Genomic DNA, 24,900 nt, shown 5'->3' with positions numbered 1-24,900 from the left:
TATTACCTCCTATTTTTCTGAATCCCTCTCCGGAAAGCAATTCATGATGAGCCATACCGGAAATAAATTTTAACGACATGAAAAAACTCACCTTTTTGCTATTGCTTTTACCCTTCATCTTCAGCTCCTGTACCGGTCAGAATCCACAGAATTATAATAAACTTATAGCAGAAGCTCGTGATCTATACAATACAGGAGAATATGAAGATTCCGGAGAAAAATATTCTGAAGCCTTTGAATCCATAGCAGACAACGACAGCATTTTACATCGTTACGAGGCGGCACAAACCTGGGCCATGGCAAACAATAAAGATGCAGCCTTTGATCAGCTTTTTGAAATCTCTGAGAAAGGGCGTTATAAGGATCTTGGAAAAATTTCTTCAGATAAAGATTTTCATTCCTTAAGCACCGATGAACGCTGGATGAAAGTTCTCTCCAGAGTAAGTGAAAATAAAAAAGAAGCTGAGGCTTTTGTACCTGATGTTGTTTCCATTCTTGATACCGTCTATAGAGAAGACCAATATTACCGGCAGCAGGCTGATGGAATTCGGGAAAAATACGGCCACGATTCCGAAGAAGTCCGGACACACTGGGAACTAATTAATAAACAGGATTCAGTCAACCTCATAAAGGTGAAGAAGATCCTGGACGAACATGGCTGGCTAAGTTCAAATCTTATCGGTCGAAAAGGAAACAGCGCCCTTTTCCTCGTTATCCAGCATTCGGATATTGATACACAGGAAAAGTATTTACCAATGTTACGCGAAGCTGTTGAAAAAGGCAATGCTTCTCCACGTGATTTGGCTCTATTGGAAGACAGGGTTGCATTAAAACAGGGCAAAAATCAGATCTATGGTAGCCAAATAGGAATAAATCAGGAAACAGGCGAATATTATGTGTCTCCCCTTGAAGATCCCGATAATGTAAATGAACGCCGGGCAGAGGTGGGATTAGGCCCCATTGAGGATTATGTAGCGAACTGGAATATCATTTGGGATGTTGAGTCTTACAAGAAGAAGTTGCCGAAACTTGAAGCAATGGAGTGATTGCTTATTTATTGACGAATGTTCAAATGTGAGGGCTCAAGCAATAAAGATTAAGACTCAAAGAGCCGAAAGATTCCAAAGAATTCAGAAACGATATCAATAGACAAAAATATTTTTTTTGCCCCGGTTTGAAATCTGGAATTAACTTGTTACAAAAAAGTAATAACGCTACTTAAATAATGAAAAAGCTTTACAAAGACATTTATGCCTGGATAAAAAATCCAGATGATAACGAATTGAACCTTTCATCAAAAAGAAAATTCCTACTCACTTTTCAAATTTTATTACTGGAATTGTTATTAGCTTTTCCATTCATAGGTTTTATCTATTTTATTCATTCACATGTTGTAAAGCTTGAAAACCCTCTTATTGATTGGGGGCCATATTTAACAATTTTCCTGGTAATATTGGTAATCCCGTTCATTGAAGAAATTATTTTCCGCTTCCCATTAAAGTACCAAAGAAATTATCTCGCAAGATTGCTGAACTACCTTTCAAAAGGACGGCTCAAAAAAAGATGGAATTCGATCTTCAAATATTTATTATATCTCCTGGCTGTTCTGTTTGGCCTGATTCACCTAACCAACTACAACAACACCGAGACGATTTTCTATATTCTGTCGCCAGTTATTATTGGAAGTCAATTAATTGGCGGATTCCTTTTAAGCTATGTTAGGATCAAACTGGGTTTTTTATGGTCCGTTTTTCAACATGGAGCTTTTAATTTTACTCTTATAATTCTTTCAATCATTTTCCTTCACAATAATGAGATAGTAAGAATATCGAATAAAACGCTTTCAATAAATATTAAAGAACTTGTGTTCGTAAATAAATATGATTCCTATTTCCGAACGAAATTTGGCGAAGACGAAATATATTTAATTGAGGCAAATGATATTAGTCTTTACGATTTTATCGATTCTCTAAATTTGGAAGGACCCAGACCCTACGATGATAAATGGATAGATGTGAACATCTACGGTGAAGATGGGATCACAAAAACCGAATTAGAGAAATTTTTAAAAAGAGAAATAAAATTTGACAAATGAATTCTTTTTGCACCTCTGCTGCGGAAGGTCTAAATGTTTGCCGGCAGTCAATTGAATTTCTCCTTTTTTATGAATTTTATTTTTCCATCTTTATTTACTTCTGAAGGTGAATAAAAAACCGGAAGATTGAAAAATAGCGGAAATATTAACTCCCTTCTCATTCACCTACCTCTATGTTTTTAATTTTACATTTTAGCAAATACACTTATCTTGCCCTCTGAAACAAATTCAACTATGGCCTCAGGAATATTTGCCCTTCTCGATGATATCGCAACTTTAATGGATGATGTAGCAATGATGTCAAAAGTTGCAGGAAAAAAAACAGCGGGAATTTTAGGTGACGATCTTGCCGTAAACGCAGAAAAAGCATCGGGATTTATGTCTTCCAGGGAACTGCCGGTGATTTGGGAGATTACAAAAGGTTCTTTTTTAAACAAAGTAATTATTCTTCCTCTGGCGTTTTTGCTAAGCGCATTTTTGCCTTCGGCCGTTACTGTTATCTTGATTATCGGTGGACTTTATCTGGCCTACGAAGGTGCAGAAAAAATATACGAATTCATTTTCCCGCATGCTCATCATAAGGACACTCCTAAACTTGAAAAACTTTCAAAAGAAGAGGTCTTGAGCCTGGAAAAAGAAAAAATAAAGTCGGCGATCCTCACAGACTTTATACTTTCTGTAGAGATCATAATTATTGCCCTGGGCACTGTTGGAGATCAACCGCTTCTCACAAAAATCCTAGTGGTTACCATAATAGCCCTTGTTGCTACTGTGGGAGTATATGGAATAGTAGCGCTAATCATAAGAATGGACGAGTTTGGAGCTAAACTTATAGATATGAACGATAAGGAAAATAGCATCTCAGATAAAATTGGCGGATTCCTGGTAAGTGCTCTACCCAAGGTGATCAAAAGTCTGTCGGTCATTGGGACCATTGCCCTGCTTTTGGTTTCGGGCGGTATTTTTGCTCACAACCTTCATTTCTTCCACGACCTCTTTCCAAATCTACCCGGAATACTTGTTGAATTTCTGATTGGTTTGGTAGTAGGTTTCCTGGTGTTGTTCACCATAAAATTAGGTACCACCCTTTGGAAAAAATTCACTCCTTAATAAAACATTCAGGCCTTTCCCAAAACCTTCTTCAGCAATATCTTTCAAAAGAGGGGATTTTGGCTTCTTTCTAATAACTACCTCATTTTTTCTTTCCCCTACACATAAAACTATGTGAAAGGCCCTACCCGGATGCTTCAATATTTTTATATTGAAAGCTGCGGAATATGGGAGAGAGCACAGTTACGACATCAAAAACCAGGATTGACACTATAGATGTATTAAGAGGATTTGCACTGGCAGGGATCCTTTACGCTCATATGGTGATTTGGTATACAGGTGCTGCCTTACCGCCGGAAACATACACAAAATATGATAGTACTGTCGATGGAATTACCCTTGGCATCTTTGGAGCTTTAGTGTTTGGAAAATTCTTTTCTGTTTTTTCCTTCCTGTTTGGGTTAAGCTTTTATCTGAACTTCCGGAAAAAAAGATCTCAACCTGGTTATTTGCGTACTTACATTTGGCGCCTTTTTCTACTTTTTCTTATAGGTTTCCTCCACCACATCCTGTGGCGAGGGGATATACTTGCTCTATATGCTGTACTGGGGGTGGTTTTAATCTTTTTCAGATCCCTTTCCCCAAAGCTAATTCTGGTAATCGGCCTTCTGCTGATTACAAATTTACCCACTCATCTATACGAAGCCTTTCAAACTGAAGTGCCTAATGCGCAAGTGGAATTTCCTATGGCCGATGAAGCGGCAAGGTACTACCGCCTGGTGCAAAAAGAAGACTTTTCTACTGTCTTACTCGATAACTGGAGATCTTGGCCGGCAAAGATTGAGTATCAAATAAAAAGCGGCCGATTGTTAATGACTTTTGGATATTTTCTTTTAGGGCTTTATGCGGGCCGCACAAAACTTTTCACTTCTCTTAAGAAGCAACTTTCTAAAGTGAAAAGCTGGAACAAATTCTCAGAGAGGGCTGTTCTTTTCCTGCTTTTCCTGGGGCTCCTTATGTACCTTTTCGACCTGGTCACCATCCCCGGAATTAAAGTTGTTCCCCAACTGCAATGGTCGGCAAGCTTCCTTTTTAGTATCTATAATGCCTGTCTAACAATCTTCTATATCACCGGGATTTCTCTCCTCTTTCAAAAAAGGTTTTTCCGGAAAATTCTGAAACCACTCGCAGCCATGGGAAGAATGGCTCTTACCATCTATTTATCGCAAACAATAATCGGCCTGCTGTTATTCTATCAATTTGGTCTTGGACTTTTTGACCGGACCTCGCCTGCCATAAATGTGCTGATGGGAGTTGCAATATTTTATCTGCAACTTAAGTTCTGCCAATGGTGGCTAAGTCATTTTAAACAAGGTCCCGTGGAGTGGCTCTGGAAAGGCCTTACATACTTCCATTTTTCCTCTTTAAAAAAGTAAAAACAGGAAAGATGCTGACTTAATTTATGATACCCAGTAAGAGCTCAAGTTAACCTTGGCATCATTTCCAGCCTCGCCCCCTCCAGGGTCCATATTTCACCCATCATCACCGCAGTTGCACAGGCATGCACCGGAAGTATCCCCAGGACATCTCCTATTTTTATCCCGTCTATTATCTTTGAGGGTAGATTGATTACCCCGTGTTCCTGAGATAGCTTATTTACTTTCGCATTTGAAATGGGAGCGGTCCATTTCTCTCCTTCCAGGTTTACCACAAGGCCATAATAGTTTTTCCCATCTACACCACGCAATGAATCTTTCCCCTGGTGTACCCAGCCACTGTGCACAACTACCTCCTGTCTTTCGGGATGTACGGCAACCACAGGAACAGCCAGACAAATGGCTATCTCCCCAATGGTATTGGCACCAATACCATGCTGGACAAGATCGTAATACACGAAATTACCGGGATGAATGCTGTCAATATCTCCAAAATCTTCAATTATACTGCAAGAAGGCGTATCACCAAGTGCAAGCTTAAGATTTGGAAATGCCTTTCTAAAATGCCTTTTTAGAGAACTGAGTTTTTTGAGCACTTCTTCAAAAATCTCTTCAACTTCCTGTGGAGATACAGCATTATAAGTATGGCCGGCATGTGTATAAAAACCACAAAATTCCAGTTCAGAATCATTGGTTACCTCCAGGATCTTTGCAATTGCTGAAAAGTCTCCAGCATTTACTCCAGATCGTCCATCCCCGACATCTGTTTCTATATAAAATTTTACCGGTGATCTTAACTGCTGCTTCAGGATAGCGGCGGTCTCTTTGCTGTTCACAAAGATCTTTAGATCAACCATTTTAGCGAGTTCGTTGATCTTATCAATTTCCAGGACATTTGCCGGGAAGGCTATAGTAATGTCATTCCATCCATGCTGTGCGAAATATTTCGCCATCTTTACAGAGGTCACCGTGATCGCTCCTGCACCCACCTCCTTAAACCATTCCCCAACCTGTGCAGATTGGTGGGTTTTGAAATGAGGGATCAATTCCACCTTGTGCTTAAGGGCCTTTTCGGCCATTTTACTAATGTTGGCTACACAAATATTTTGGTCAAGAAGTAAAGTAGGTTGGGTTATTTTAATCATAAGTTAAGCTTGTCCAGGTTAAAATACGAAGATAGGTCACATGAATTAAGAAAATTTCAGCTAAAAAAGAACCTGCCAGAGTTTCTTCAGCTAGAACGAGTCAATTTCATGAAATACCACAAATAAAAAAAGGGCTGCCAGAAATGGCAGCCCTTTTTGATCTTATTTTAATCTATAACTATTCAGTAATAGTGATAGGGGTAACAACAATTCCGTCGTCATCCATAAGAGGTAAGTCAAGACCATTCACTCCGTCAAATTCATATACCATTTCTACTCCGGTATCATCATGTAACATTACCCAAACTGTATCTCCTACTTCGACATTTGCATCTTCTGTAAAAGTTATTTCTACACTTGGGTTATCACCGGCTTCAACATAAACAGGTACAGAAATGATCTCAGGCACCATTGGTCCCGATCCGTCAGCATTTGAAGCGTGAACTACCACATACCCATCCATATCAACGAAGATATTATCTACGGTGATGGTGTTGTCAACAAGAGCCTGATCCTCTACATCAATCGTACCACTCATTGCGGCTGTAGTTACATCAGTAATAGTAACAGAGGTCATTACGATATTCTCACCATCCATAACAGGAAGGTCTAAATCATTAACTCCATCAAATTCATACACTTGTTCTTCCCCGGTATCATTGTGAAGCATGATCCATAAAACATCACCAGCTTCAACATTAGCATCGTCTGTTAGTGGTACACCTACATTTTCATATTCTCCTGCTTCCAAATAAACTGGTTGAGAAATAATTTGCGGTACCATCGGCCCGTCACCGGCTTCATTGGATGCATGAATCACAACATATCCATCTTGCTCAAGCTTAATAGACTCAACATTAACTACTCCGTTTACAAGATCCTGTTCATTTGCAGTTACTGCATTAGCTAATGACACCATAAAAGATTCAGTTACGATGTCTCCGGCCTCATTTGTAATAGGAGCATCTAATCCATTGGTTCCGTTAAATTCATATTCTCCAATTACTCCATCATCTGTATGAAGCATTACCCAAAGGGTTTCACCATCTTCTACCTCTTCTCCATCTTTAAGTTCGATAACAACATCGGAGGTAGTATTTTCCTCTACCATTTTAGGTACAGAAATAATTTCGGGTACCATAGGAGCACCATTATTATCACGGTGGATCACTACCCATCCAGGATTACTCATGCTAACGGCATTGATAGTCAACATTCCATCCTCTACCACTTCCTCACTATCTACTACAATACTACCTGTAGGAAGGAGAACAGGGTTATCATCATCATCGTCACTACATGATACTAGGGCAAGACTCAGAATCATCGGCATCATTAAAAGGTAAACTTTCTTTAATCTGATCATAGTTTTTATTTTTTTAATTCGGCACAAATTAGGCAGTTAAGCATGGAATCTCCGTTAAGGCTTTACTAAATACCCTCATCAAAAGCCTAATTAATATTTCTTTAGTAGTCTGCTCCCGTATTCTAACTGCTTCTTCTACTTGTTGTTAAAGGTTTTTTGTAAGTTTCCTTTAAAATAAATATTCTCTTGTTGTAATGAAGAAAGGGAATAAAGCCAAGAGCCCCCTGCAGAGAATTATTTTTTATTAAAATTCTCTGTTAAAACTGTTTTTTCCGCTGATGAAGTTGTAGCAGAAAGAAGATTATCAAACTCTCCCGGTTTGAGATTTCCAGGCAATTCTGGCCTTTTGCCCGCGGCATTAAAAATGAAAAAGCATCTGCAAATGCAGATGCTTCGACTAATTCACGTTAGAAGCGAAATTATATTTTTCTAAAATAGCATTTTTTATCTCTTTTTATCCCTGGTAAGAAACAGCAGGACTCCTGCAAGCGCAGCTGCAGTAACTGCCGATTTAAGTACAAAATTCTTCCTGTTATACTTCCATTCAGATTTTAACCCGTGTTCGGCAAAAAGATTTGGCACATGACCTTTTTTAAGGTCTTCAAAAATACCTTCTACTTCTCCAATCCTGTCGGCTATTACGAGTGGTAGCCATCTTCCATAACTGGATTCGCTGTACTTAAAGGCGAAACGTCTTATAGCGCCACTAAGACCTGATGGAGGTTGCGCCGTCCCAAAAACTGCCGGAATATTAGGCCGTTCTACCGAATGTAGCACCTCAATATCTACAGGTTGTTGTTCTGGCCGCTCCCAGGTATAACCCTCTATTTCTTCATCTGTTCTATGTTTCATGGGGTAAGTTGGATCATTCTTTGAATCCCTGTCAATTCCCCATCCTTTTATATGGCTGTGGTCGCCCCCTCTTTCATTTCTGAAATCTTCGGGTTTGGTTTGATCTCCGATCATAAACTTCTTCTTTTAATTTTTTATTACTGTTCTTATGCCGTTGGCGGGATAAGAACAGTTTTAATACAATTATCAAGCTTTTTACTAAAGATGTGATAACCCTCGGCTACTTCCTCTAAAGGTATCCGGTGAGTGATTATTTCCTTAGGATTGATATTTCCCGTCTTAACATGTTCGATCATTTTAGGCAATAATCTTTTCACCGAACATTGTCCCGCTCTAATTGTTATCCCTTTATTCACCACATTACCTATGGGCACCAGGGCATCAATAGGGCCATATACTCCTACTATTGAAACAATCCCACCTTTTTTAACCGAGTTTATTGCCCAGTGCAAGGCGGTTGTTGAACCTCCCTGCATTAGCAGTTTTCTACCCATCATGGTGTTCATAGTATCGCCTGCAGCTTCGGCTCCTACTGCATCAATACATACATCGGCTCCCAGGGAATCAGTTATTTTTTTGATAAAAACTACCGGATCTTCCAGGGCAGAAAAATTGTAGACTTCACATTGTGCAAATTCCTTGACAAATTCCAGGCGGTAATCGAGCTTATCAATTACAATAACTCTTCCCGCTCCAAAGAGCCATGCACTTTTAGCAGCCATTATTCCTATGGGACCGGCACCAAATACCACTACAGTATCTCCTTCCTGGATGCCCCCCATTTCGGCGGCCTGGTATCCTGTGGGCACCACATCGGTGAGCAATACTGCATCATCGGGATCCATCCAGTCGGGAATAACAGTAGGACCAACATTGGCATAAGGAACCCGTACGTATTCTGCCTGCCCGCCGTGGTAGCCACCTGTAGTATGGGAATATCCAAATATTCCCCCGGCAGCTGTAGACTGTGGGTTGGCCTCATGGCACATCCCGTACATTTCCTGCTTGCAAAAAGCACATTTTCCGCAGGCAATGTTAAAAGGCACCATTACCTGGTCCCCTACTTTTACTTTATTTACAGACGATCCTACCTCAACTACTTCTCCTATAAATTCATGCCCAAAAGTTGTTCCCACGCGGGTATCGGGCACAAGACCATGATACAGGTGGAGATCAGAGCCGCAAATACAGCTTCTGGTTACTTTTACAATGGCATCTTCAGGATGCTCAATTTCCGGAAAGGGACTGTCACGATCTACACGTATCCTAAAAGGACCGCGGTAATTCATTGCTAACATACTGGTAAGTTTTTCTTTTTTAAAGCGTAAACAAATCGGGTAAAATTTTCATTAACCTGATTTTCTGCATCTTAAAATTAAAGAAAGTGGCTTTCCAATAAAAGTATTTAACGATACTTTATAGACACAGGTGTGATTTTTGGGATGCTGCTAACATACCTCACATTTTCTAAGGCATAAAAAAAGCGGCATCACTGCCGCTTTTTAAAATTCTTGGGAATAGTTTATCCCTGTATCATTTGCTGAATTCTCTGTTGAAGTTGAGTATCAGACTGAAGTCTCATGGCAATTTGCTCATATCTTTCAAGCGAAAGCCCCTGATCTTTAATTAAACTCTCTAATTGTTCCTGAATTCCCGCCTGCATAGTTTCAAGTTCTCCTATGATCTTTTTGTGAGTTGCTTTCTCTTCGGAAGTGGCTTCTACCTCAACTTTAGGATCTACTGAAGCCTGATGGATTTCATTGAACCTTGGAATTTCCATTCCTTCTTCCTGCACCATTTGCATCATTTTCTGTTGTGCCTGCTGGGTCACCATTTGTACACCTTTAAGAGCCTCTACGAACTTAGTAAGTTCGGCATCGGTCACTTCCGTTTGTTGCTGCTCTTGTTGCGGCATTTGTGGTGTCTGGGCAAATACGGCAGTACTACCTAACATCATAAAAAACATTATCATCCCTGCCATTTTGTTTGATCTAATCATAATTTAATTTTTTGTTGTTCAGTTTAATTCAAGTATCATGCCAGCGTAGCAACAGCAATTGAGATTGCCAGTAAAAGGCCAGAATCTTCTTTTATTAAATTTAATTAACTTCAGACTTTAAAATAATTGAAACATGAAAATATTACAGGTCAGCGCCCCAAAATCAGGTAGTTTCTGGCTCAATACCATTCTAAAGAAAACTCTTGAAAAAGCCGGAGAAGATATTTCCTATTTCATAAAAACCCGACCCGAATATCAATTCCTGAAGCAGGAAAAACTCAGCTTTAAAGATCAGGCGGGGATAGATATGCTGGATATTGAGGGCGACGGAGTATTTTTTAGAGTGAGTTCCTTGCTCAAGGAACCGGTTCCCGACTTGGAAAATTATTCTAAGAAGGCTACCCTGGCCTGGACGCATTCCACCTGGTGCCAAAAAACGCCCGAGGTTTTTACCTTTTTTGACAGGAAAGTGTGTATTGTGAGAGATCCACGAGATACAGCACTTTCGGCTGCTAAATTTGCCTTCACGCCATATATGCAGGAGCATTACACCTCACCTTATAAGTCGGTTGAAGAATTTTTTTCTGCGGAATATGAAAACCTGCTGGAACAGTGGGTCTGGTTCTACGGAAATTACCTGCTTCACTCCAAAGATCTGAAGCTGCATTTTGTTTTTTATGAAAACCTGCTGAAGTCTTTTCCAAAGGAATACGATTCTTTACTGAAATATCTGGAATTGGAACTTCCAGCTCAGGAAAAGCAAAAAATTGAAAAAGAAGTCAGCTTTTCAAGCATGAAAGAAGAGAGTCCCCGGCATTTACGCAAGGGTGAAAGCCGCAAGTGGGTTGATCAACTTTCAATTGAAGAGATAGAGAAGGCATCGGTCAAGGCCGGGGCTTTGATGCGTATTTTTGGATACCCACTCACGCCGGGGGAAGGAGATAAACTTCCTGCCATTCCACGTGAGATACCAAAAAAGGAATTGCAGTCCATCCTCGAAAAAATTGATTGGAAAAAGCTTTATTAAGGTAGTAACTTCTAAAATTTTCACAATTGTGCTTCTCTGGTTTTTGAGAAAATTCAAGGTCTAGGTGCATTTTTGTACCTTAAAGTTTTAAAACCTTTTATCATGGAAACCAACGATCGTACAGAAAACAAAAAATCTACTCCCGTAGAAAATAAAAAGACAGATAAAAAGTATCATGTCAATCAGTCAACCGAAGAAAAAAGTGGCGGAAATCTGGGAATGATCGCGATCATTGTGATCATTGCCATAATAGTACTGGGCCTGCTGTTCTTTTCGGACCTCTTCGCGTAACAATCTTTCAAAAATGACATTTTTGACAGGTTTTATTTTTTGAAGTCTCTTTGTTCTGCAGGCACTTCTTATCTTAGAGCCTCAAAAAAATTATTATGTCAAAAACATATTACGATCCCGCCGATCTTAAGAAGTTTGGGAAAATTTCGGAATGGGATGAGGAACTTGGCAGCAAGTTCTTTGATTATTACAACAGCGTATTCGAGGAAGGAGCACTAACAGCCCGTGAAAAATCCCTTATCGCCCTTGCAGTTTCCCACGTGGTGCAGTGTCCTTATTGTATAGACGCATACACTAAAGACGGCCTGGAGCGGGGAATAGAAAAAGAAGAAATGATGGAAGCCATCCACGTAGGCGCAGCTATAAAAGGCGGTGCCACGCTGGTACATGGAGTCCAAATGATGAACAAGTACAATAAGTTGTCAATGTGAGCAGATCCGTCAGCTGGCACAGCTGACATAGGAGCCGCTCATCCCGACAAAGGAGGGATCTTAAGTAAAGCCGTTGCATGCAACGGCTCCGAAGTCAGGTCTCTACGGCCTCCACAGGCCCCACCAAAGGTAAAGCCGTTGCATGCAACGGCTCCGGGGTCAGGCCTCCGCCGCCCCATCATAAATACAATATCAAAACATGCCAACAAAATCCCTACAAACCCGAAAAAACAACCTCTCCAATCCTGCCGAACAGCTTAAATACCTTAGTAACGGCATTTTTGGGGCAGGGGAATTACCGCTGTTCAAAGATAAGGCAGAGAAGACGGGAGCATTTCCTTTAAAGCCTAAAAAGCTGGAGATCCTACAGATCAACCTGGGGTATATGTGTAACCAGGTGTGTTCCCATTGCCATGTGGATGCAGGACCTGACCGAAAGGAGATCATGACCCGGGAAACAATGCAGCTCTGCCTGGATGTGATAAAAAAATCTGAGGCACATACTCTGGACCTTACGGGCGGTGCACCCGAAATGAATCCCGATTTCCGGTGGTTCGTAGAAGAAGCCTCCAAAGCGGGGATCAGAGATTTTATAGTTCGCTCTAACCTTACCATTATTGTGGCAAATAAGAAATATTACGACCTGCCACAATTCTTTAAAAAGCATGATATTCACATCGTATCTTCTCTGCCTTTCTATAAACGGGAGAAAACCGATCGTCAACGCGGTAGCGGAGTTTTTGATAAGTCCATTGAAGCTCTGAAGATGCTGAATGCAGCAGGATATGGCAAAAAGGACAGCGGACTAAAGTTAGACCTGGTCTACAATCCCGCGGGAGCCTTCCTGCCAACTAACCAACAGACCATGGAACGCGATTTTAAAAAGGCTTTAAAAGCAGACTTTGATATTGACTTCAACGAACTCTTCTGTATCACCAATTTACCTATTAGCAGATTCCTGGAGTACCTTATAGCGTCCGAAAATTATGAAGACTATATGACAGCTTTGGTAGAGGCTTTTAACCCTGCTGCCCTGCACAACGTAATGTGCACCAATACAATATCTGTAAGCTGGGACGGCTGGCTGTACGACTGTGATTTCAACCAGATGCTGAGTTTAAAGGTAGCTTCAAAAAGTCAGCACTTAAAAGATTTTGAACCTCAACTGCTGCAAAAGAGGGAAATACGCACCTCACAACACTGCTATGGCTGTACGGCCGGTGCGGGTAGTAGTTGCCAGGGAAGCGTGATTTAATATGAGAAAAGAATCTTCTACAAGTGGGGAATTGCTCCTCATCTTTACCCGAAATCCGGAATTAGGAAAAGTTAAAAAACGACTGGCTGCAGGCATTGGAGATATGGCAGCTTTAAAGATCTATAAACATCTACTACAGCACACGGTTGAGATCACTAAAAACCTTCAGGTAGAGAAATGGGTGTATTATTCAGATGAAATTCCGGAGAAGGATATCTGGGAGAAAAAATCCTTCAGTAAAAAACTTCAGCAGGGAAAAGATTTAGGAGAGCGAATGGAGAATGCTTTCCGCAGTGGTTTTGACGCCGGCTTCAGCAGTATCATCATAATTGGCAGCGATCTATACGACCTTTCAGAAGAAGATCTGAAAAAGGCATTTTTGGCACTTAAAGATTCTGAAGCTGTCATAGGGCCTGCCACAGATGGCGGATACTATTTATTAGGGATGAAATCCTTAACTTCACAGGTGTTCAAAAACAAGACCTGGGGCGGCAATCTAGTACTTGAAGCCACTCTAAAAGACCTCAAAGGTTATAAAATAACACAGCTGGAGGCGCGGAATGATATTGACCGGCTTGAAGATATGAGGCCCCACCGGGAGCTAATGAGAATAATTGAAAAAACAGAGGAATTATGAAGAAGATGCAATTTTTATCAATATTAGTGATTACAGCTTTTATTTTTGGCTGTAAGGAGGAGCAGAAGGAAATAAATGGTAGCGCTGTAATGACCCAGGCGGCAGAAGTAGTCGTTCAAACCCGGGAAGTGCAGGATCCTGTCCAGGCTGATACCATTGAGGTGGGGAATGTAACCAGGACAGAAGAGGAATGGAAGAAAATACTTGGTCCCGAAGAATATCACATTTTGAGGGAAGCTGGCACAGAACCGGCTTTTAGAAATGCATATTACGATAATAAAAAAGAGGGCATTTATTACTGTGGCGGTTGTAGTTTACCGCTGTACAGTTCGAATACCAAATTTGATTCTGGTACAGGCTGGCCTAGCTTTTATGCTCCCATCGACCCTAAACTTGTAGAACGCAAAATGGACCGCCGCTATGGAATGGAGCGGGTGGAAGTCGTCTGCGCACAATGCGATTCCCACCTTGGACATATTTTTCCTTACGAAGGAGTACCTACAGAGGAGCGGCATTGCCTGAATTCATTGGCGCTCGATTTTAAACAAACAGATATTTAAAAAATAATCAATGCTTAAAGATTTAGAACACACTACAGAATTTCTTGAGGCCAGAGGCTTTGACAAACCCGAAATAGGGATCATCCTGGGCACCGGCCTGGGAAAACTTATTGATGAACTTGAAATTATTGCTGAAGTTAGCTATAATCATATTCCAGGTTTTCCAACTGCGACCGTGGAGTTCCATAAAGGAAAACTCATATTCGGTAAACTGGAAGGAAAAAAAGTAGTGGTAATGCAAGGTCGTTTTCATATTTATGAAGGCTACTCCCTGTGGGATGTGACCTTCCCTGTGCGGGTGATGAAGAGGCTGGGAATCAAAAAACTCCTCATTTCCAACGCTGCAGGCTCCTTAAATCCTGAATTTAAAAAAGGAGAGATCATGCTTATCGACGACCATATAAACTTACAGGGTGGATCTCCTTTGGCTTTTAGAGGAGTAGAGCAACTGGGAACAAGGTTCACAGATATGAGCGCTCCCTACGATCAACAAAGTGGCCGTATCCTGCAGGAGATTGCTAAAGAAAATGGCTTTCCGCTGCATAAAGGAGTCTATGTATCGGTTGTTGGACCACAGCTGGAAACCCGGGCAGAATACAGGTATCTTAGAACCATTGGAGGAGATGCGGTTGGAATGAGCACGGTGCCGGAAGTCATTGTGGCAAACCATTTAAAGATTCCCATTGCGGCGGTCTCTGTATTGACCGATGAAGGAAATCCCGATGACCTTAAGCCTGTAAATATTCAGGACATCATTGAAACTGCCGGGAAGGCGGAGCCTCAAATGATCACCCTTTTTAGAGAACTAATCAAACGCATAGAGCTTAAACCGGCAGAATAATGTCATCAATAGAACATGTGGTTATCATAGGAAACGGCGTGGCCGGTATCACTGCCGCACGTCACATTCGCCGCATTTCCAATAAAAAGATCACGGTGATCTCTGCGGAAAGTGACTACTTCTTTTCCCGCACCGCCTTAATGTACGTGTACATGGGCCACATGAAATGGGAGCACCTCAAGCCTTACGAAGACTGGTTTTGGGAGGAGAATCGAATTGAGCTAAAGAAGGCATATGTCGAAAAAATAGAACCCGCCTCAAAAATGCTTTTTTTGAAAGGTGAAGAGAAAATGTCTTATGACAAGCTCATCCTAGCGACCGGCTCTGTCCCAAGATTTCTGGGCTGGGATGGGCAAGAACTCAAAGGAGTACAGGGACTGGTCTCCAAACAGGATCTGGAACTTTTAGAGGAAAATACCCGCAATTGCAAAGGTGCAGTGATCGTTGGCGGCGGACTCATAGGCGTGGAACTGGCCGAAATGCTGCACACCCGTAAAATTCCGGTTACCATGTTGATCAGAGAAAAAGCTTTCTGGCAGAACGTGTTGCCTTTAAAAGATGCGCAATTGATCTCCCGGCACATCGAAAGCCACGGAATTGTTTTAAAACACGAAAACGAACTTAAGAAGATCAATGGCACAAAAGGAAGAGTAAGTTCTGTAAACACCTCTTCGGGAGAGGAGATCGACTGCAATCTTCTGGGTGTCTCGGTAGGTGTGAAGCCAAATATCACTTTTTTGAAAGGAACAGAAATAGAAACCGATATGGGAATTCTGGTGGATCCCCATCTGCAAACCAATGTTCCGGATGTATATGCCATTGGAGACTGTGCGCAGCATCGACAGCCACAAAAAGGCAGAAAAGATATTGAAGCAATATGGTACACAGCCCGAATGATGGGAGAAACCGTGGCGCAGACCATCTGCGGAACAACCTTTAAGTATAACCCTGGTCACTGGTTTAACAGCGCTAAATTTTTTGAGATCGAATTTCAGACCTACGGCAACGTAAGCGCAAATCCAGGAGAAGATGAAGATCATTTTCATTGGGAGCATAGTGCCGGAGACAAGGCAATCACTCTTGCCTTTGATCCTGCAACATTTAAATTTCTTGGAATCAATACTTTTGGAATTAGAATGCGGCATGAAGTATTCGACCGCTGGCTTACCGAAGAAAGGAACCTGGAGTTCATTTTAAGAAACTTTAGGGAAGCCAACTTTGATCCCGAGTTCTACGACCGCCACGAGAAGGAGATTTTTAGTAGTTTTAAACAGTCCGTATAGACAGAAGCCACTAGACCTCACAGGTTTTCAAAACCTGTGAGGTCTGCAAACTGGAACAAGATGCAGTATCAACCCTTACTTCCCGATCAGTATTTCCACATTTACAATAGAGGAAATAATGGGGAAGATATTTTTATAGAAGAAAAGAATTATAATTACTTTCTTCATCTTATCCATAGACACCTTCTCCCTATTTGCGATGTTCTTGCATACTGCCTTCTTAGAAACCACTTTCATCTTTTGATTAGAACTAAAGAGGAAGATGGAAAAAATATATCAAAAGCCTTTTCAAATTTCTTCAATGCTTATGCTAAGGCAATAAACAAATCCTATAATCGAACCGGAAGTCTCTTTCAGGACCGTTTTAAAAGAATTCTAATAACAGAGGAGAATTATCTGACCAACTTGATTTTATACATCCATCTTAATCCTGAGAGTCACGGACTGATTAACGATTTTAAAGATTATAAATATTCTTCTTATTTCGAGTATCTTGGAGCAAAGACTTCTTTAATAGAAAAAGAAACCGTTTTTTCGTTATTCGATTCTTTAGAAAATTTTACTGCAGTTCATGAAGCAAAAAGGTTAAAAGGAGTAGATTTAAATTTAGATATTGAAAACTAAAAGAGACCTCACAGGTCTTTGAGACCTGTGAGGTCTGCACATAAATTATGTCCACAGCACAAAATAACATGTCTCTCTCCGGAGAAACATCCGCAAAGCTCTCCACTACTCAAAAGGTAGCCACGGGGCTTGGCTGGACAGGGCTTTTTATTCTTTTTCTTGCGCTGTTCAACATTGAATTACCCTCAGTTTTTCTCTGGTCGGCTCTTGCACTCATTGCTCTGGGAGTGATCATTTTTGCCAATGACCAGTATTTGGGAAAGTCGGCCGGAGTAAAAAACGACGGCATCTGGTTCAGGTCGATGACTGCCCGCGGCATCCTCGCCTGGGGCACGGGAATAATACTCACCTTGTTCTATATTGTATTATACTGGTTCCCGCAGTACCTGGGATATAATCCCGAAGGCTCCAATACCGGTCTTATAGCACTTTTCGACCCGCTTAGCAGATTCATCAGCGGTCATGCAGCAAGTCAATGGTTTGTTTACGGAACCTTATATACCCTTGCCATTCTCGCTTTTGGCTACAAGTTCCTGCTCAAATACAGGCATAACAAATATGAGGTGCTTCGTACTTATTCGGTAATGTTCTTCCAGCTGGGTTTTGCATTTCTAATTCCGGAGATCCTCATGCGCCTTAATCAGCCGTATTTCAATCCGGTGAATATCTGGCCCCTTAATTATGATCTTTTCGCCGGGTATAAGCTTTCGGAATTCTTTACTGCCGGAAATGTGGGGCTCATAATGCTCTTCTTCGGAATAGCCTCCATTTTTGTCATCACTCCTATCCTCACCTATTTCTACGGAAAGAGATGGTACTGCTCCTGGGTATGCGGCTGCGGCGGCCTGGCTGAAACTGCCGGAGATCCTTACAGGCATTTGTCTGACCAAAGCAGGGCTTCCTGGAAATTTGAGCGTTACATCATCCACACGGTTTTGGTATTGGTAGTGGTCATGACCATTGCGGTGGTATATTCCTTTCTAAACGAAAATCCGGAGCAGTTCTGGCTGGACAAGAATGTTTTTCTTATGGGATCGGCAGCTTTTCTGGTTCTGCTTTTTGGGCTTATCTGGATCTTCAAAAGGCACAGGCTGGCAAGAGATGCCAAAAAGGGGGCAATTATCTCCCTCAGCGTTGTTCTGGCCATCATCGCTGTATTTTACTTCAGCGGAATGACGTATGGATATGTGCTACGACAGTGGTATGGCTTTTTAATTGGCGCGGCTTTTTCAGGAGTTATAGGTGTTGGCTTTTATCCCATTTTCGGGAACCGCGTTTGGTGCCGTTTTGGTTGCCCTATGGCAGCAGTGCTGGGCATGCAACAGCGGTTGTTTTCAAAGTTCAGGATCACTACAAATGGTGGACAATGTATCTCCTGCGGAAACTGTTCCACCTATTGCGAAATGGGAATAGACGTACGGGCATATGCTCAAAAAGGGGAAAACATCGTTCGTTCCAGTTGCGTTGGCTGCGGAATATGTAGTGCGGTTTGCCCACGTGGAGTTCTAAAGTTAGAAAACGGACCTCTGGATGGCAGGATCAACGGCGATTCAGTTTTGTTAGGAAATGATGTGGATCTTCTTGACCTTATTCAGCAACAGAAAAAAGCTACGAGAAAAAATTAGACAAGCACCAAATTCCAGGCTCCAATTACAAAAATTCGATGCCATTCAAAAATTTATTGAAATTTTGAATCCTGAATTTTACACCCAAATCTTCCCAGAATGATTTTCTTTGCATCATGCCCATCTTAAAAGTCATAATTCCCGCATATAACGAGGCCGATTCCATTGGTCCTGTGATAAAGGATATTCCTGAAATTGTGGATGAGGTGATCGTGGTGAATAATAATTCCACCGATGCCACGGAAGCAAATGCTAAAAAAGCTGGAGCCACCGTTTTACAGGAGCCTCGAAAGGGTTACGGTTACGCCTGCCTTAAGGGAATGGATTACATCGCACAACTTCCTGAAAAGCCGGAAATTATCGTATTTTTAGATGGGGACTACAGCGACTATCCCCGGGAACTTGAAAAGATCGTGGAGCCAATCATTCAGCGGGATACGGATCTTGTAATTGGTGCAAGAGTCAAACGCTGGCGGGAGAAAGGGGCTATGACTTTTCCGCAGATCTTTGGGAACTGGCTTGCAACTAACCTAATGAAATTGTTCTTCAAGGCCCGGTTTACAGATCTGGGACCCTTCAGGGCCATTAAGTATGAAAAGCTACTGGCGCTCAATATGGAAGATAAAACCTATGGCTGGACCGTGGAAATGCAGCTGAAGGCTTTAAAAAAGAACTATAGCTATGAAGAAGTGCCGGTGCATTATCGCAATCGCATTGGGGTGTCAAAAGTTTCAGGTACCGTAAAAGGAGCTTTCATGGCCGGGGTTAAGATCCTTACATGGATCTTTAAATACAGCTTTAAGTAATGGAAACTGCAATCTTGATCATCTTCGCGCTGTTAATGTTTGTAGTTTTTCTCTACAGTCTTTCCCTGTTACACCTGCTTCTTAACTTCCGCAAAAGCCGAAACCAAAAAGATACCTCTCAAAAATGGCACTTTTCAGACCCTTATCAGATCCCTTTGGTCACTATTCAGCTGCCACTTTATAACGATAAACCAGTTGTAGAGCGTTTGCTTCGGAATATTGCTCTTATCGATTATCCTCACGACAAGCTGGAAGTACAGGTGCTGGACGATTCCACAGATGATTCCGCAGCTCTTACTGCCGAAATTATTTCGGAATTGAGAGCTGAAGGTTTTCCAATCCAACACATCACCCGAAGTCATCGCGAAGGCTTTAAAGCCGGAGCATTAAAAGCCGGACTTGAAATTGCAAAAGGAGAATTCATTGCTATTTTCGATTCAGATTTCGTACCGCAGTCAGACTGGCTTAAAAAGACCCTCCCCTACTTCAAAAATGAAAATCTGGGAGTGGTGCAGACCCGCTGGGGACATCTAAATAAAGATTATTCATTGCTCACTAAATTACAGGCATTCCTACTCGATTACCATTTTATCCTGGAGCAAACCGGGCGCAACTTTGGAAAACATTTTATCAACTTCAACGGTACCGCGGGAGTCTGGAGAAAAAGCTGCATTCTCGATGCAGGGAATTGGGAAGGTGACACCCTTACCGAAGATCTTGACCTAAGTTACCGGGCCCAGTTAAAAGGCTGGGAGTTCAAATATCTCAGAGAAGTTGAGACGCCGGCAGAACTGCCAATCACCATTGCTGCTGCACGTTCCCAACAGTTCAGGTGGAATAAAGGGGCGGCAGAGAATTTTCAGAAGAATTACAGGAAAGTTCTTAAAAGTAAAGAGGTAAGCTTCGGAACCCGCTTTCACAGCTTTTTTCACCTCCTTAACAGCAGCTTCTTTTTTGTGGTACTTCTCATGGGAATTCTAAGTATTCCTGTACTTTTTTTACTGGACGACCCAACCTACTCCACCATTTTTACAGGAATGACCATATGTGTCCTGAGTCCTGTGATCTTTTTCATCACCTATTATGCAGCTTATAAAGAACTGCATCAAAAGGAACGTTTTTCCCTTTTTAAATTCATCGGAATCTTTTTCACCTTCTTTTCGATCGCAATGGGGCTTTCGCTGCACAATTCCGTTGCAATTCTGGAAGGGCACTTCGGAAAGAAGAGTGAGTTCATAAGAACCCCGAAGTTCAACCTGAAAAATAGACCTGATGTTAAATTTAAATCTCCGGTGAAGATCAACTTCCAGCTGCTTCTGGAGATCCTGTTGATGCTGCTATTCGCTTTTGGAATCTTTTCAGCTTTTAGAATTGAAAGTTACAGCCTGCTCCCGTTCCATTTAATGATGTTTTTCGGGTTTTCATATGTTGTTTTAGCTTCGTTTAATGTGGAAATATATCCCGGAAAAAATCAGACCTCACAGGTTTCTAAAACCTGTCAGATCTTGTGAGACACGGAATTGAAATTCAGGAAAAAGTAATAACTTTGTACTTACAAACTTAAATTATGGAAACTCCCATTATCAAGATCGGAAATTCAAAAGGTCTAAGGTTGAGCAAAACGATCCTGGATAAATATCAGATCAAAGAAAAAGTAGAATTAATCTTAGAAGAAGATCAAATTGTTCTACGACCTATCGATTTGCCAAGAAAAAACTGGGAAGAGAAGTTCAGGGACATGGCAGAAAATAAGGACGATGAGCTTCTTATTGACGAGGTGTTTGAGGATGAAAATTTCGATGAATGGAACTGAAACAATATTCAATTATTCTCGTAAACCTTGATCCAACGGTGGGAAGTGAGATTAAAAAAACACGACCTTGTGTAATTGTCTCCCCTAACGAAATGAATAAGTTTTTGAGGACTATTGTGGTCGTGCCGATGACAACAAATCTCAAGAGGTATCCAACCAGAATTCCCCTTAAAACGAATGATAAAAAAGGAATGATTGCAATTGACCAGATCAGGACCATTGACAGAATGAGAATAATTAAAGTTTTTGATTCTCTGAGCAAATCTGAAATACAGAAATGCAAAGAGGTGATGAAAGAAACATTTGTAGATTAATGTTACAAAGAGGAAGTAGTGGTGTAAATAAGACCTCACAGATTTCCAATCCCATTGGATATCGGGATTGTGAGGTCTTATGAAGTGAAGCATGAAAAAGTTCCTACTCCTCTACAAGATCCCCTTTCTCATATTCCTTAGCTGCTGCGCCTTTTATTTTGCCTTCGCGTACGACCTGGAGAGGACCGAATTTCTCAAGCTTTTGACCCTGTGGTTCGCTCTCTTTTTCCTGAGCTGGAAGTTCTTCCAAATGCAGAGGTACAATTTGAAAATACTTTTAGCTGCAGCAGTTATTTTTAGGTTGCTGTTTCTGTTTGCCGTTCCCAATTTGTCCAAGGACTTCTACAGGTTCATTTGGGACGGCAGATTATTGCTGGAAGGGATCAATCCCTATTTGATGACACCGGCTGAATATTTCGCAGCCGGGAATTTACCATTTTTGGGAGCACAAGAACTTTATGATGGAATGGGCAGTCTTAGCGCCGGGAATCCAACTAATTATCCACCCCTCAACCAGCTTTTCTTTGCTCTTGCTGCCTTTCTCGGCGGAAAAAGTATCCTCGCATCTGTGGTCTGGCTGCGAGTCTTCATCATTGCGGCCGATATCGGGATCTTCTACTTTGGAAGAAAATTACTTAAAAATCTCAACCTCCCTAAAAGCAATATCTTCTTTTACCTGCTCAATCCGCTGATCATCATTGAACTCACCGGAAATTTACATTTCGAAGGGGTAATTCTGTTTTTTCTCCTGGCAGGATTGTATTTACTGCAGCGTCAAAAATGGCTTTTTAGCGCGCTCTTATTTTCCTGCTCTATTGCAGTAAAATTAATACCGCTAATGTTCCTTCCATTACTTTTTAAAAGGCTGGGGTGGAAAAAAGCAATCTTATATTACTCAATCACCGGAGCTTTACTCTTGTTGTTTTTCCTACCGTTCCTTTCCGGAGCATTTTCGGAGAATTTCTTCAGCAGCATTAATCTCTGGTTTCAAAAGTTTGAGTTTAATGCGAGCTTCTATTACCTCATCAGGTGGATAGGTTACCAGGTTGAAGGCTATAACATTATTGCTTATGCAGGTCCGGCAATAGCGATTGTTGTATTTGTTTTAATTCTGGCTTTGTCAACTCTTAAGCAAAATCTCAGGATAAACGGGCTAATCCTAAGCATGATGTTTGGCAGTGTTGTTTATTTGATGCTTTCCACTACTGTGCATCCCTGGTATTTGGCAACGCCCTTGCTACTTTCGATTTTTACCAGATATAAATTTGTACAGGTTTGGAGTTTAATGGTTGTGCTGAGCTATTTTGCATATTCGCAACACGATTACAAGGAGAATTTGTGGTTTATTGCACTTGAATACGTCGTTGTATTCGGAGTAGTATCCTACGAACTTTTCAGACATCAAAAAGGCAAGTTTCCCGCTGATCTCACAGATTCCCGCAGATGAAGACGAGATAATTTCACACTAAGCTCACAATGACTTAAAAAGAAGGTAACGAAGAAAATCAGTGAAAATCTGCGCAATCTGCGGACAAAAAAAACCGGAAACATTGCTGCTTCCGGAGTTCTTTATTTTTCTTTAATCTTGAGTTTACCAACCAAGCAGATAAGCAAACACAAGCGGTGCCACAATAGTAGCATCACTTTCTATTACGAACTTCGGAGTATCTTTATCCAATTTCCCCCAGGTAATCTTTTCATTAGGCACAGCACCCGAATAACTTCCGTAGCTGGTTGTAGAATCTGATATCTGGCAGAAATAGCTCCAGAAAGGAATATCATGCATTTCCATATCCTGATATAACATTGGTACAACACAAATAGGGAAATCACCGGCTATACCACCTCCAATCTGGAAGAATCCAACACCTTTATCAGTGTTTTTGGTATACCAATCGGCGATAAAGCCCATATATTCTATTCCAGATTTCATGGTGCTTGCCTTCAATTCACCTTTCATAACGTAAGAAGCGAAAATGTTCCCCATGGTGCTGTCTTCCCAGCCCGGAACTACCATTGGCAGGTTCTTTTCGGCTGCGGCATACATCCAGGAATCTTTTAGATCGATCTCATAGTATTCTTCCATCACTCCACTAAGCAACAGCTTATACATGTATTCATGAGGGAAATATCTCTCCCCTGCAGCTTCAGCATCTTTCCAGATCTTTACAATATGCTTCTGAATTCTTCGGAATGCTTCTTCTTCAGGAATACAGGTATCGGTTACCCTGTTTAAACCACGCTCCAGCAGGTCCCACTCGTCCTGGGCAGTAAGATCCCGATAGTGAGGCACGCGTTCATAATGTGAATGTGCCACAAGGTTCATCACATCCTCTTCCAGGTTTGCACCTGTACAGGAAATGAACTGCACCTTATCCTGACGGATCATTTCAGCAAAACTTTTTCCGATCTCGGCAGTACTCATCGCACCTGCCAGGGTAACAAGCATTTTGTTGCCCTTGTCAAGCTGATCCTGATATCCTTTTGCGGCATCTACAAGAGCCGCTGAGTTAAAATGTTTAAAATGTTTTTCTATAAATTCCGTAACCGGTCCTTTACTCATCGTCTTCGTCTTCGTTATGATTTAAATATTTGAATTTGTAGCTCAACATCTTATAGTAAAGTTTAGCCGCAAGAAAATCTGATGATCTTTCATTCTCGTTTGGATTAAGCTCTACAATGTCAAACCCTACCACGTTCTTCTTTTTGAACATCAGTTTTAAAAATTCCAGTGTCTCATACCAGAACATTCCGCCGGGCTCGGGCGTACCTGTAGATGGAAGGATCGAAGGATCGAAAGCATCAAGATCGATGGTAATGAAAACGTTAGGTGTCATTTGGCCAATCGCATCATCCATCCAGTCTTCATAAAGATCATGTGCCCAGTACACCTGATTCTCGTCCATATGATCCAGTTCGGAAACATCCATAGAACGGATCCCTACCTGGAGAAGGTTAGTCTTCTTACTCGCTTCATGTACCGCGCAGGCATGGTTACAGGTCGAACCTTCATACTCGGGACGAAGATCTGCATGCGCATCAATTTGAACAACAGTAAGATCTTCAAAGCTTTCATTAAAAGCACGAATAGTCCCAATAGAAACTGAATGTTCACCGCCAAAAATGGTAACAAATTTGTCCTGCTTGATATAGTTTTTCACGGTCTTATGAACCGCTTCCACCATTTTTTCCGGAGAGGAATCCTCGGTCACCGGTGGTGCGAGATAGACTCCTTTTTTATAGACTTCTGTACGGGTTTCGATATCAAAAAGCTCCATATTTTCTGAAGCTTCAAGAAAAGCGTCGGGACCTTTATCGGCGCCCTTACCCCAGGTACTTGTCCCATCATAGGGAACCGGGATCAAAACTACTTTTGCGTCATCTAAACGTGCATACTTGTCCGGAATGCCGGCGTAATTCTTTTTGTTCATTTTATTAGCGATTGGTGTG

Annotated in this window: 27 protein-coding genes; 19 read left to right on the top strand and 8 right to left on the bottom strand. The window is 41.4% G+C overall.

All coding sequences use genetic code 11. The features are described from left to right. The first annotated feature begins 77 nt into the window (after positions 1-77). From LA313_RS14805 to LA313_RS14790, 4 genes are all read left to right on the top strand, one after another. The gene (locus tag LA313_RS14805; RefSeq protein ID WP_228916356.1) at positions 78-1,046 is read left to right on the top strand and encodes a DUF6624 domain-containing protein; all 969 of its coding nucleotides are present in this window, start codon (positions 78-80) and stop codon (positions 1,044-1,046) included. A gap of 179 nt (positions 1,047-1,225) precedes the next feature. Next, a complete protein-coding gene (locus LA313_RS14800) occupies positions 1,226-2,095 on the top strand; it encodes a CPBP family intramembrane glutamic endopeptidase (protein WP_228916353.1) in 870 nt (289 codons plus the stop codon). 234 nt (positions 2,096-2,329) lie between these two features. Further along, a complete protein-coding gene (locus LA313_RS14795; protein ID WP_228916351.1) occupies positions 2,330-3,205 on the top strand; it encodes a DUF808 domain-containing protein in 876 nt (291 codons plus the stop codon). Positions 3,206-3,372: 167 nt separating this feature from the next. Then, on the top strand, positions 3,373-4,581 hold the full coding sequence (locus LA313_RS14790) for a DUF418 domain-containing protein (RefSeq protein ID WP_228916349.1): 1,209 nt from the start codon (positions 3,373-3,375) through the stop codon (positions 4,579-4,581). A 44-nt stretch (positions 4,582-4,625) separates the two neighbouring features. Here LA313_RS14790 and LA313_RS14785 read toward each other — a convergent pair whose 3' ends face one another. The 5 genes from LA313_RS14785 to LA313_RS14765 all read right to left on the bottom strand — a co-directional run bounded on the left by LA313_RS14785 (position 4,626) and on the right by LA313_RS14765 (position 9,943). Continuing rightward, the gene (locus LA313_RS14785) at positions 4,626-5,726 is read right to left on the bottom strand and encodes an alanine racemase (RefSeq protein ID WP_228916347.1); all 1,101 of its coding nucleotides are present in this window, start codon (positions 5,724-5,726) and stop codon (positions 4,626-4,628) included. Between the two features lie 178 nt (positions 5,727-5,904). Continuing rightward, on the bottom strand, positions 5,905-7,092 hold the full coding sequence (locus tag LA313_RS14780; RefSeq protein ID WP_228916345.1) for a DUF7282 domain-containing protein: 1,188 nt from the start codon (positions 7,090-7,092) through the stop codon (positions 5,905-5,907). A 444-nt stretch (positions 7,093-7,536) separates the two neighbouring features. Then, positions 7,537-8,058 carry a hypothetical protein gene (locus LA313_RS14775; protein ID WP_228916343.1) on the bottom strand — a complete coding sequence of 174 codons (522 nt, stop codon included), beginning with the start codon at positions 8,056-8,058 and terminating at the stop codon, positions 7,537-7,539. 32 nt (positions 8,059-8,090) lie between these two features. Then, complete coding sequence (locus LA313_RS14770) at positions 8,091-9,242, bottom strand: zinc-dependent alcohol dehydrogenase (protein ID WP_228916341.1); 1,152 nt, start codon at positions 9,240-9,242, stop codon at positions 8,091-8,093. A gap of 224 nt (positions 9,243-9,466) precedes the next feature. Beyond that, entirely contained in the window at positions 9,467-9,943 is a 477-nt protein-coding gene (locus LA313_RS14765; RefSeq protein WP_228916339.1) for a DUF4168 domain-containing protein, read from the bottom strand. A gap of 133 nt (positions 9,944-10,076) precedes the next feature. On the opposite strand from LA313_RS14765, the gene LA313_RS14760 reads away from it, so the two are divergent. The 14 genes from LA313_RS14760 (at position 10,077) to LA313_RS14695 (ending at position 21,450) form a co-directional block, all read left to right on the top strand. Next, on the top strand, positions 10,077-10,970 hold the full coding sequence (locus LA313_RS14760) for a sulfotransferase domain-containing protein (RefSeq protein ID WP_228916336.1): 894 nt from the start codon (positions 10,077-10,079) through the stop codon (positions 10,968-10,970). Positions 10,971-11,072: 102 nt separating this feature from the next. Then, positions 11,073-11,261 carry a hypothetical protein gene (locus LA313_RS14755; RefSeq protein WP_228916334.1) on the top strand — a complete coding sequence of 63 codons (189 nt, stop codon included), beginning with the start codon at positions 11,073-11,075 and terminating at the stop codon, positions 11,259-11,261. Positions 11,262-11,356: 95 nt separating this feature from the next. Next, positions 11,357-11,692 carry an arsenosugar biosynthesis-associated peroxidase-like protein gene (locus tag LA313_RS14750; RefSeq protein ID WP_228916332.1) on the top strand — a complete coding sequence of 112 codons (336 nt, stop codon included), beginning with the start codon at positions 11,357-11,359 and terminating at the stop codon, positions 11,690-11,692. A 199-nt stretch (positions 11,693-11,891) separates the two neighbouring features. Continuing rightward, positions 11,892-12,947, top strand: a complete 1,056-nt coding sequence (gene arsS, locus LA313_RS14745; RefSeq protein ID WP_228916331.1) for an arsenosugar biosynthesis radical SAM (seleno)protein ArsS — start codon at positions 11,892-11,894, stop codon at positions 12,945-12,947. Position 12,948: 1 nt separating this feature from the next. Beyond that, the gene (locus tag LA313_RS14740; RefSeq protein WP_228916329.1) at positions 12,949-13,584 is read left to right on the top strand and encodes a TIGR04282 family arsenosugar biosynthesis glycosyltransferase; all 636 of its coding nucleotides are present in this window, start codon (positions 12,949-12,951) and stop codon (positions 13,582-13,584) included. After that, positions 13,581-14,144 (top strand): peptide-methionine (R)-S-oxide reductase MsrB, encoded by a 564-nt coding sequence (gene msrB / locus LA313_RS14735; RefSeq protein WP_228916327.1) that lies wholly within the window; start codon positions 13,581-13,583, stop codon positions 14,142-14,144. The genes LA313_RS14740 and msrB overlap by 4 nt, the downstream gene beginning before the upstream one ends. Positions 14,145-14,154: 10 nt before the next feature. Next, the gene (locus LA313_RS14730) at positions 14,155-14,985 is read left to right on the top strand and encodes a purine-nucleoside phosphorylase (RefSeq protein ID WP_228916325.1); all 831 of its coding nucleotides are present in this window, start codon (positions 14,155-14,157) and stop codon (positions 14,983-14,985) included. 8 nt (positions 14,986-14,993) lie between these two features. Next, positions 14,994-16,268 (top strand): NAD(P)/FAD-dependent oxidoreductase, encoded by a 1,275-nt coding sequence (locus LA313_RS14725; protein ID WP_228916391.1) that lies wholly within the window; start codon positions 14,994-14,996, stop codon positions 16,266-16,268. A 240-nt stretch (positions 16,269-16,508) separates the two neighbouring features. Beyond that, positions 16,509-16,892 carry a transposase gene (locus LA313_RS14720; RefSeq protein WP_408641379.1) on the top strand — a complete coding sequence of 128 codons (384 nt, stop codon included), beginning with the start codon at positions 16,509-16,511 and terminating at the stop codon, positions 16,890-16,892. Between the two features lie 47 nt (positions 16,893-16,939). After that, positions 16,940-18,517, top strand: coding sequence for a 4Fe-4S binding protein (locus LA313_RS14715; protein WP_228916322.1), 1,578 nt, complete (start codon positions 16,940-16,942; stop codon positions 18,515-18,517). Between the two features lie 116 nt (positions 18,518-18,633). Continuing rightward, complete coding sequence (locus LA313_RS14710) at positions 18,634-19,323, top strand: glycosyltransferase family 2 protein (protein WP_228916321.1); 690 nt, start codon at positions 18,634-18,636, stop codon at positions 19,321-19,323. Next, positions 19,323-20,834 carry a cellulose synthase family protein gene (locus tag LA313_RS14705; protein WP_228916320.1) on the top strand — a complete coding sequence of 504 codons (1,512 nt, stop codon included), beginning with the start codon at positions 19,323-19,325 and terminating at the stop codon, positions 20,832-20,834. The genes LA313_RS14710 and LA313_RS14705 overlap by 1 nt, the downstream gene beginning before the upstream one ends. 56 nt (positions 20,835-20,890) lie before the next feature. Continuing rightward, positions 20,891-21,136 carry an AbrB/MazE/SpoVT family DNA-binding domain-containing protein gene (locus LA313_RS14700; RefSeq protein ID WP_228916319.1) on the top strand — a complete coding sequence of 82 codons (246 nt, stop codon included), beginning with the start codon at positions 20,891-20,893 and terminating at the stop codon, positions 21,134-21,136. Then, on the top strand, positions 21,127-21,450 hold the full coding sequence (locus LA313_RS14695) for a type II toxin-antitoxin system PemK/MazF family toxin (protein ID WP_228916318.1): 324 nt from the start codon (positions 21,127-21,129) through the stop codon (positions 21,448-21,450). The genes LA313_RS14700 and LA313_RS14695 overlap by 10 nt, the downstream gene beginning before the upstream one ends. Positions 21,451-21,553: 103 nt before the next feature. Here the strand turns inward: LA313_RS14695 and LA313_RS14690 are convergent, their stop codons facing one another. After that, positions 21,554-21,700 (bottom strand): hypothetical protein, encoded by a 147-nt coding sequence (locus tag LA313_RS14690; protein ID WP_228916317.1) that lies wholly within the window; start codon positions 21,698-21,700, stop codon positions 21,554-21,556. A 15-nt stretch (positions 21,701-21,715) separates the two neighbouring features. On the opposite strand from LA313_RS14690, the gene LA313_RS14685 reads away from it, so the two are divergent. Beyond that, positions 21,716-22,897, top strand: coding sequence for a glycosyltransferase 87 family protein (locus LA313_RS14685; protein WP_228916315.1), 1,182 nt, complete (start codon positions 21,716-21,718; stop codon positions 22,895-22,897). 144 nt (positions 22,898-23,041) lie between these two features. On the opposite strand, the gene LA313_RS14680 is transcribed toward LA313_RS14685, so the two are convergent. Both LA313_RS14680 and speB read right to left on the bottom strand, forming a co-directional pair. Continuing rightward, entirely contained in the window at positions 23,042-24,013 is a 972-nt protein-coding gene (locus tag LA313_RS14680) for a deoxyhypusine synthase family protein (protein ID WP_228916313.1), read from the bottom strand. After that, a complete protein-coding gene (speB, locus tag LA313_RS14675; protein WP_228916311.1) occupies positions 24,006-24,881 on the bottom strand; it encodes an agmatinase in 876 nt (291 codons plus the stop codon). Before speB ends, LA313_RS14680 begins: the two co-directional genes overlap by 8 nt. Between the last annotated feature and the right edge of the window lie 19 nt (positions 24,882-24,900).

Origin of the sequence: Salinimicrobium sediminilitoris (genome assembly GCF_020866905.1) — a bacterium.
GTDB classification, from domain to species: Bacteria; Bacteroidota; Bacteroidia; order Flavobacteriales; family Flavobacteriaceae; genus Salinimicrobium; species Salinimicrobium sediminilitoris.
The sequence above is the reverse complement of the archived record's forward strand: the minus strand, read 5'-3'. Positions and strand labels throughout refer to the sequence as shown.

Bases quoted from the DNA above. Each gene is read 5' to 3' on its own strand.
- LA313_RS14805 (WP_228916356.1), top strand. From the start codon at position 78: ATGAAAAAACTCACCTTTTTGCTATTGCTTTTACCCTTCATCTTCAGC.
- LA313_RS14800 (WP_228916353.1), top strand. From the start codon at position 1,226: ATGAAAAAGCTTTACAAAGACATTTATGCCTGGATAAAAAATCCAGAT.
- LA313_RS14795 (WP_228916351.1), top strand. From the start codon at position 2,330: ATGGCCTCAGGAATATTTGCCCTTCTCGATGATATCGCAACTTTAATG.
- LA313_RS14790 (WP_228916349.1), top strand. From the start codon at position 3,373: ATGGGAGAGAGCACAGTTACGACATCAAAAACCAGGATTGACACTATA.
- LA313_RS14785 (WP_228916347.1), bottom strand. From the start codon at position 5,726: ATGATTAAAATAACCCAACCTACTTTACTTCTTGACCAAAATATTTGT.
- LA313_RS14780 (WP_228916345.1), bottom strand. From the start codon at position 7,092: ATGATCAGATTAAAGAAAGTTTACCTTTTAATGATGCCGATGATTCTG.
- LA313_RS14775 (WP_228916343.1), bottom strand. From the start codon at position 8,058: ATGATCGGAGATCAAACCAAACCCGAAGATTTCAGAAATGAAAGAGGG.
- LA313_RS14770 (WP_228916341.1), bottom strand. From the start codon at position 9,242: ATGTTAGCAATGAATTACCGCGGTCCTTTTAGGATACGTGTAGATCGT.
- LA313_RS14765 (WP_228916339.1), bottom strand. From the start codon at position 9,943: ATGATTAGATCAAACAAAATGGCAGGGATGATAATGTTTTTTATGATG.
- LA313_RS14760 (WP_228916336.1), top strand. From the start codon at position 10,077: ATGAAAATATTACAGGTCAGCGCCCCAAAATCAGGTAGTTTCTGGCTC.
- LA313_RS14755 (WP_228916334.1), top strand. From the start codon at position 11,073: ATGGAAACCAACGATCGTACAGAAAACAAAAAATCTACTCCCGTAGAA.
- LA313_RS14750 (WP_228916332.1), top strand. From the start codon at position 11,357: ATGTCAAAAACATATTACGATCCCGCCGATCTTAAGAAGTTTGGGAAA.
- arsS (WP_228916331.1), top strand. From the start codon at position 11,892: ATGCCAACAAAATCCCTACAAACCCGAAAAAACAACCTCTCCAATCCT.
- LA313_RS14740 (WP_228916329.1), top strand. From the start codon at position 12,949: ATGAGAAAAGAATCTTCTACAAGTGGGGAATTGCTCCTCATCTTTACC.
- msrB (WP_228916327.1), top strand. From the start codon at position 13,581: ATGAAGAAGATGCAATTTTTATCAATATTAGTGATTACAGCTTTTATT.
- LA313_RS14730 (WP_228916325.1), top strand. From the start codon at position 14,155: ATGCTTAAAGATTTAGAACACACTACAGAATTTCTTGAGGCCAGAGGC.
- LA313_RS14715 (WP_228916322.1), top strand. From the start codon at position 16,940: ATGTCCACAGCACAAAATAACATGTCTCTCTCCGGAGAAACATCCGCA.
- LA313_RS14710 (WP_228916321.1), top strand. From the start codon at position 18,634: ATGCCCATCTTAAAAGTCATAATTCCCGCATATAACGAGGCCGATTCC.
- LA313_RS14705 (WP_228916320.1), top strand. From the start codon at position 19,323: ATGGAAACTGCAATCTTGATCATCTTCGCGCTGTTAATGTTTGTAGTT.
- LA313_RS14700 (WP_228916319.1), top strand. From the start codon at position 20,891: ATGGAAACTCCCATTATCAAGATCGGAAATTCAAAAGGTCTAAGGTTG.
- LA313_RS14695 (WP_228916318.1), top strand. From the start codon at position 21,127: ATGGAACTGAAACAATATTCAATTATTCTCGTAAACCTTGATCCAACG.
- LA313_RS14680 (WP_228916313.1), bottom strand. From the start codon at position 24,013: ATGAGTAAAGGACCGGTTACGGAATTTATAGAAAAACATTTTAAACAT.
- speB (WP_228916311.1), bottom strand. From the start codon at position 24,881: ATGAACAAAAAGAATTACGCCGGCATTCCGGACAAGTATGCACGTTTA.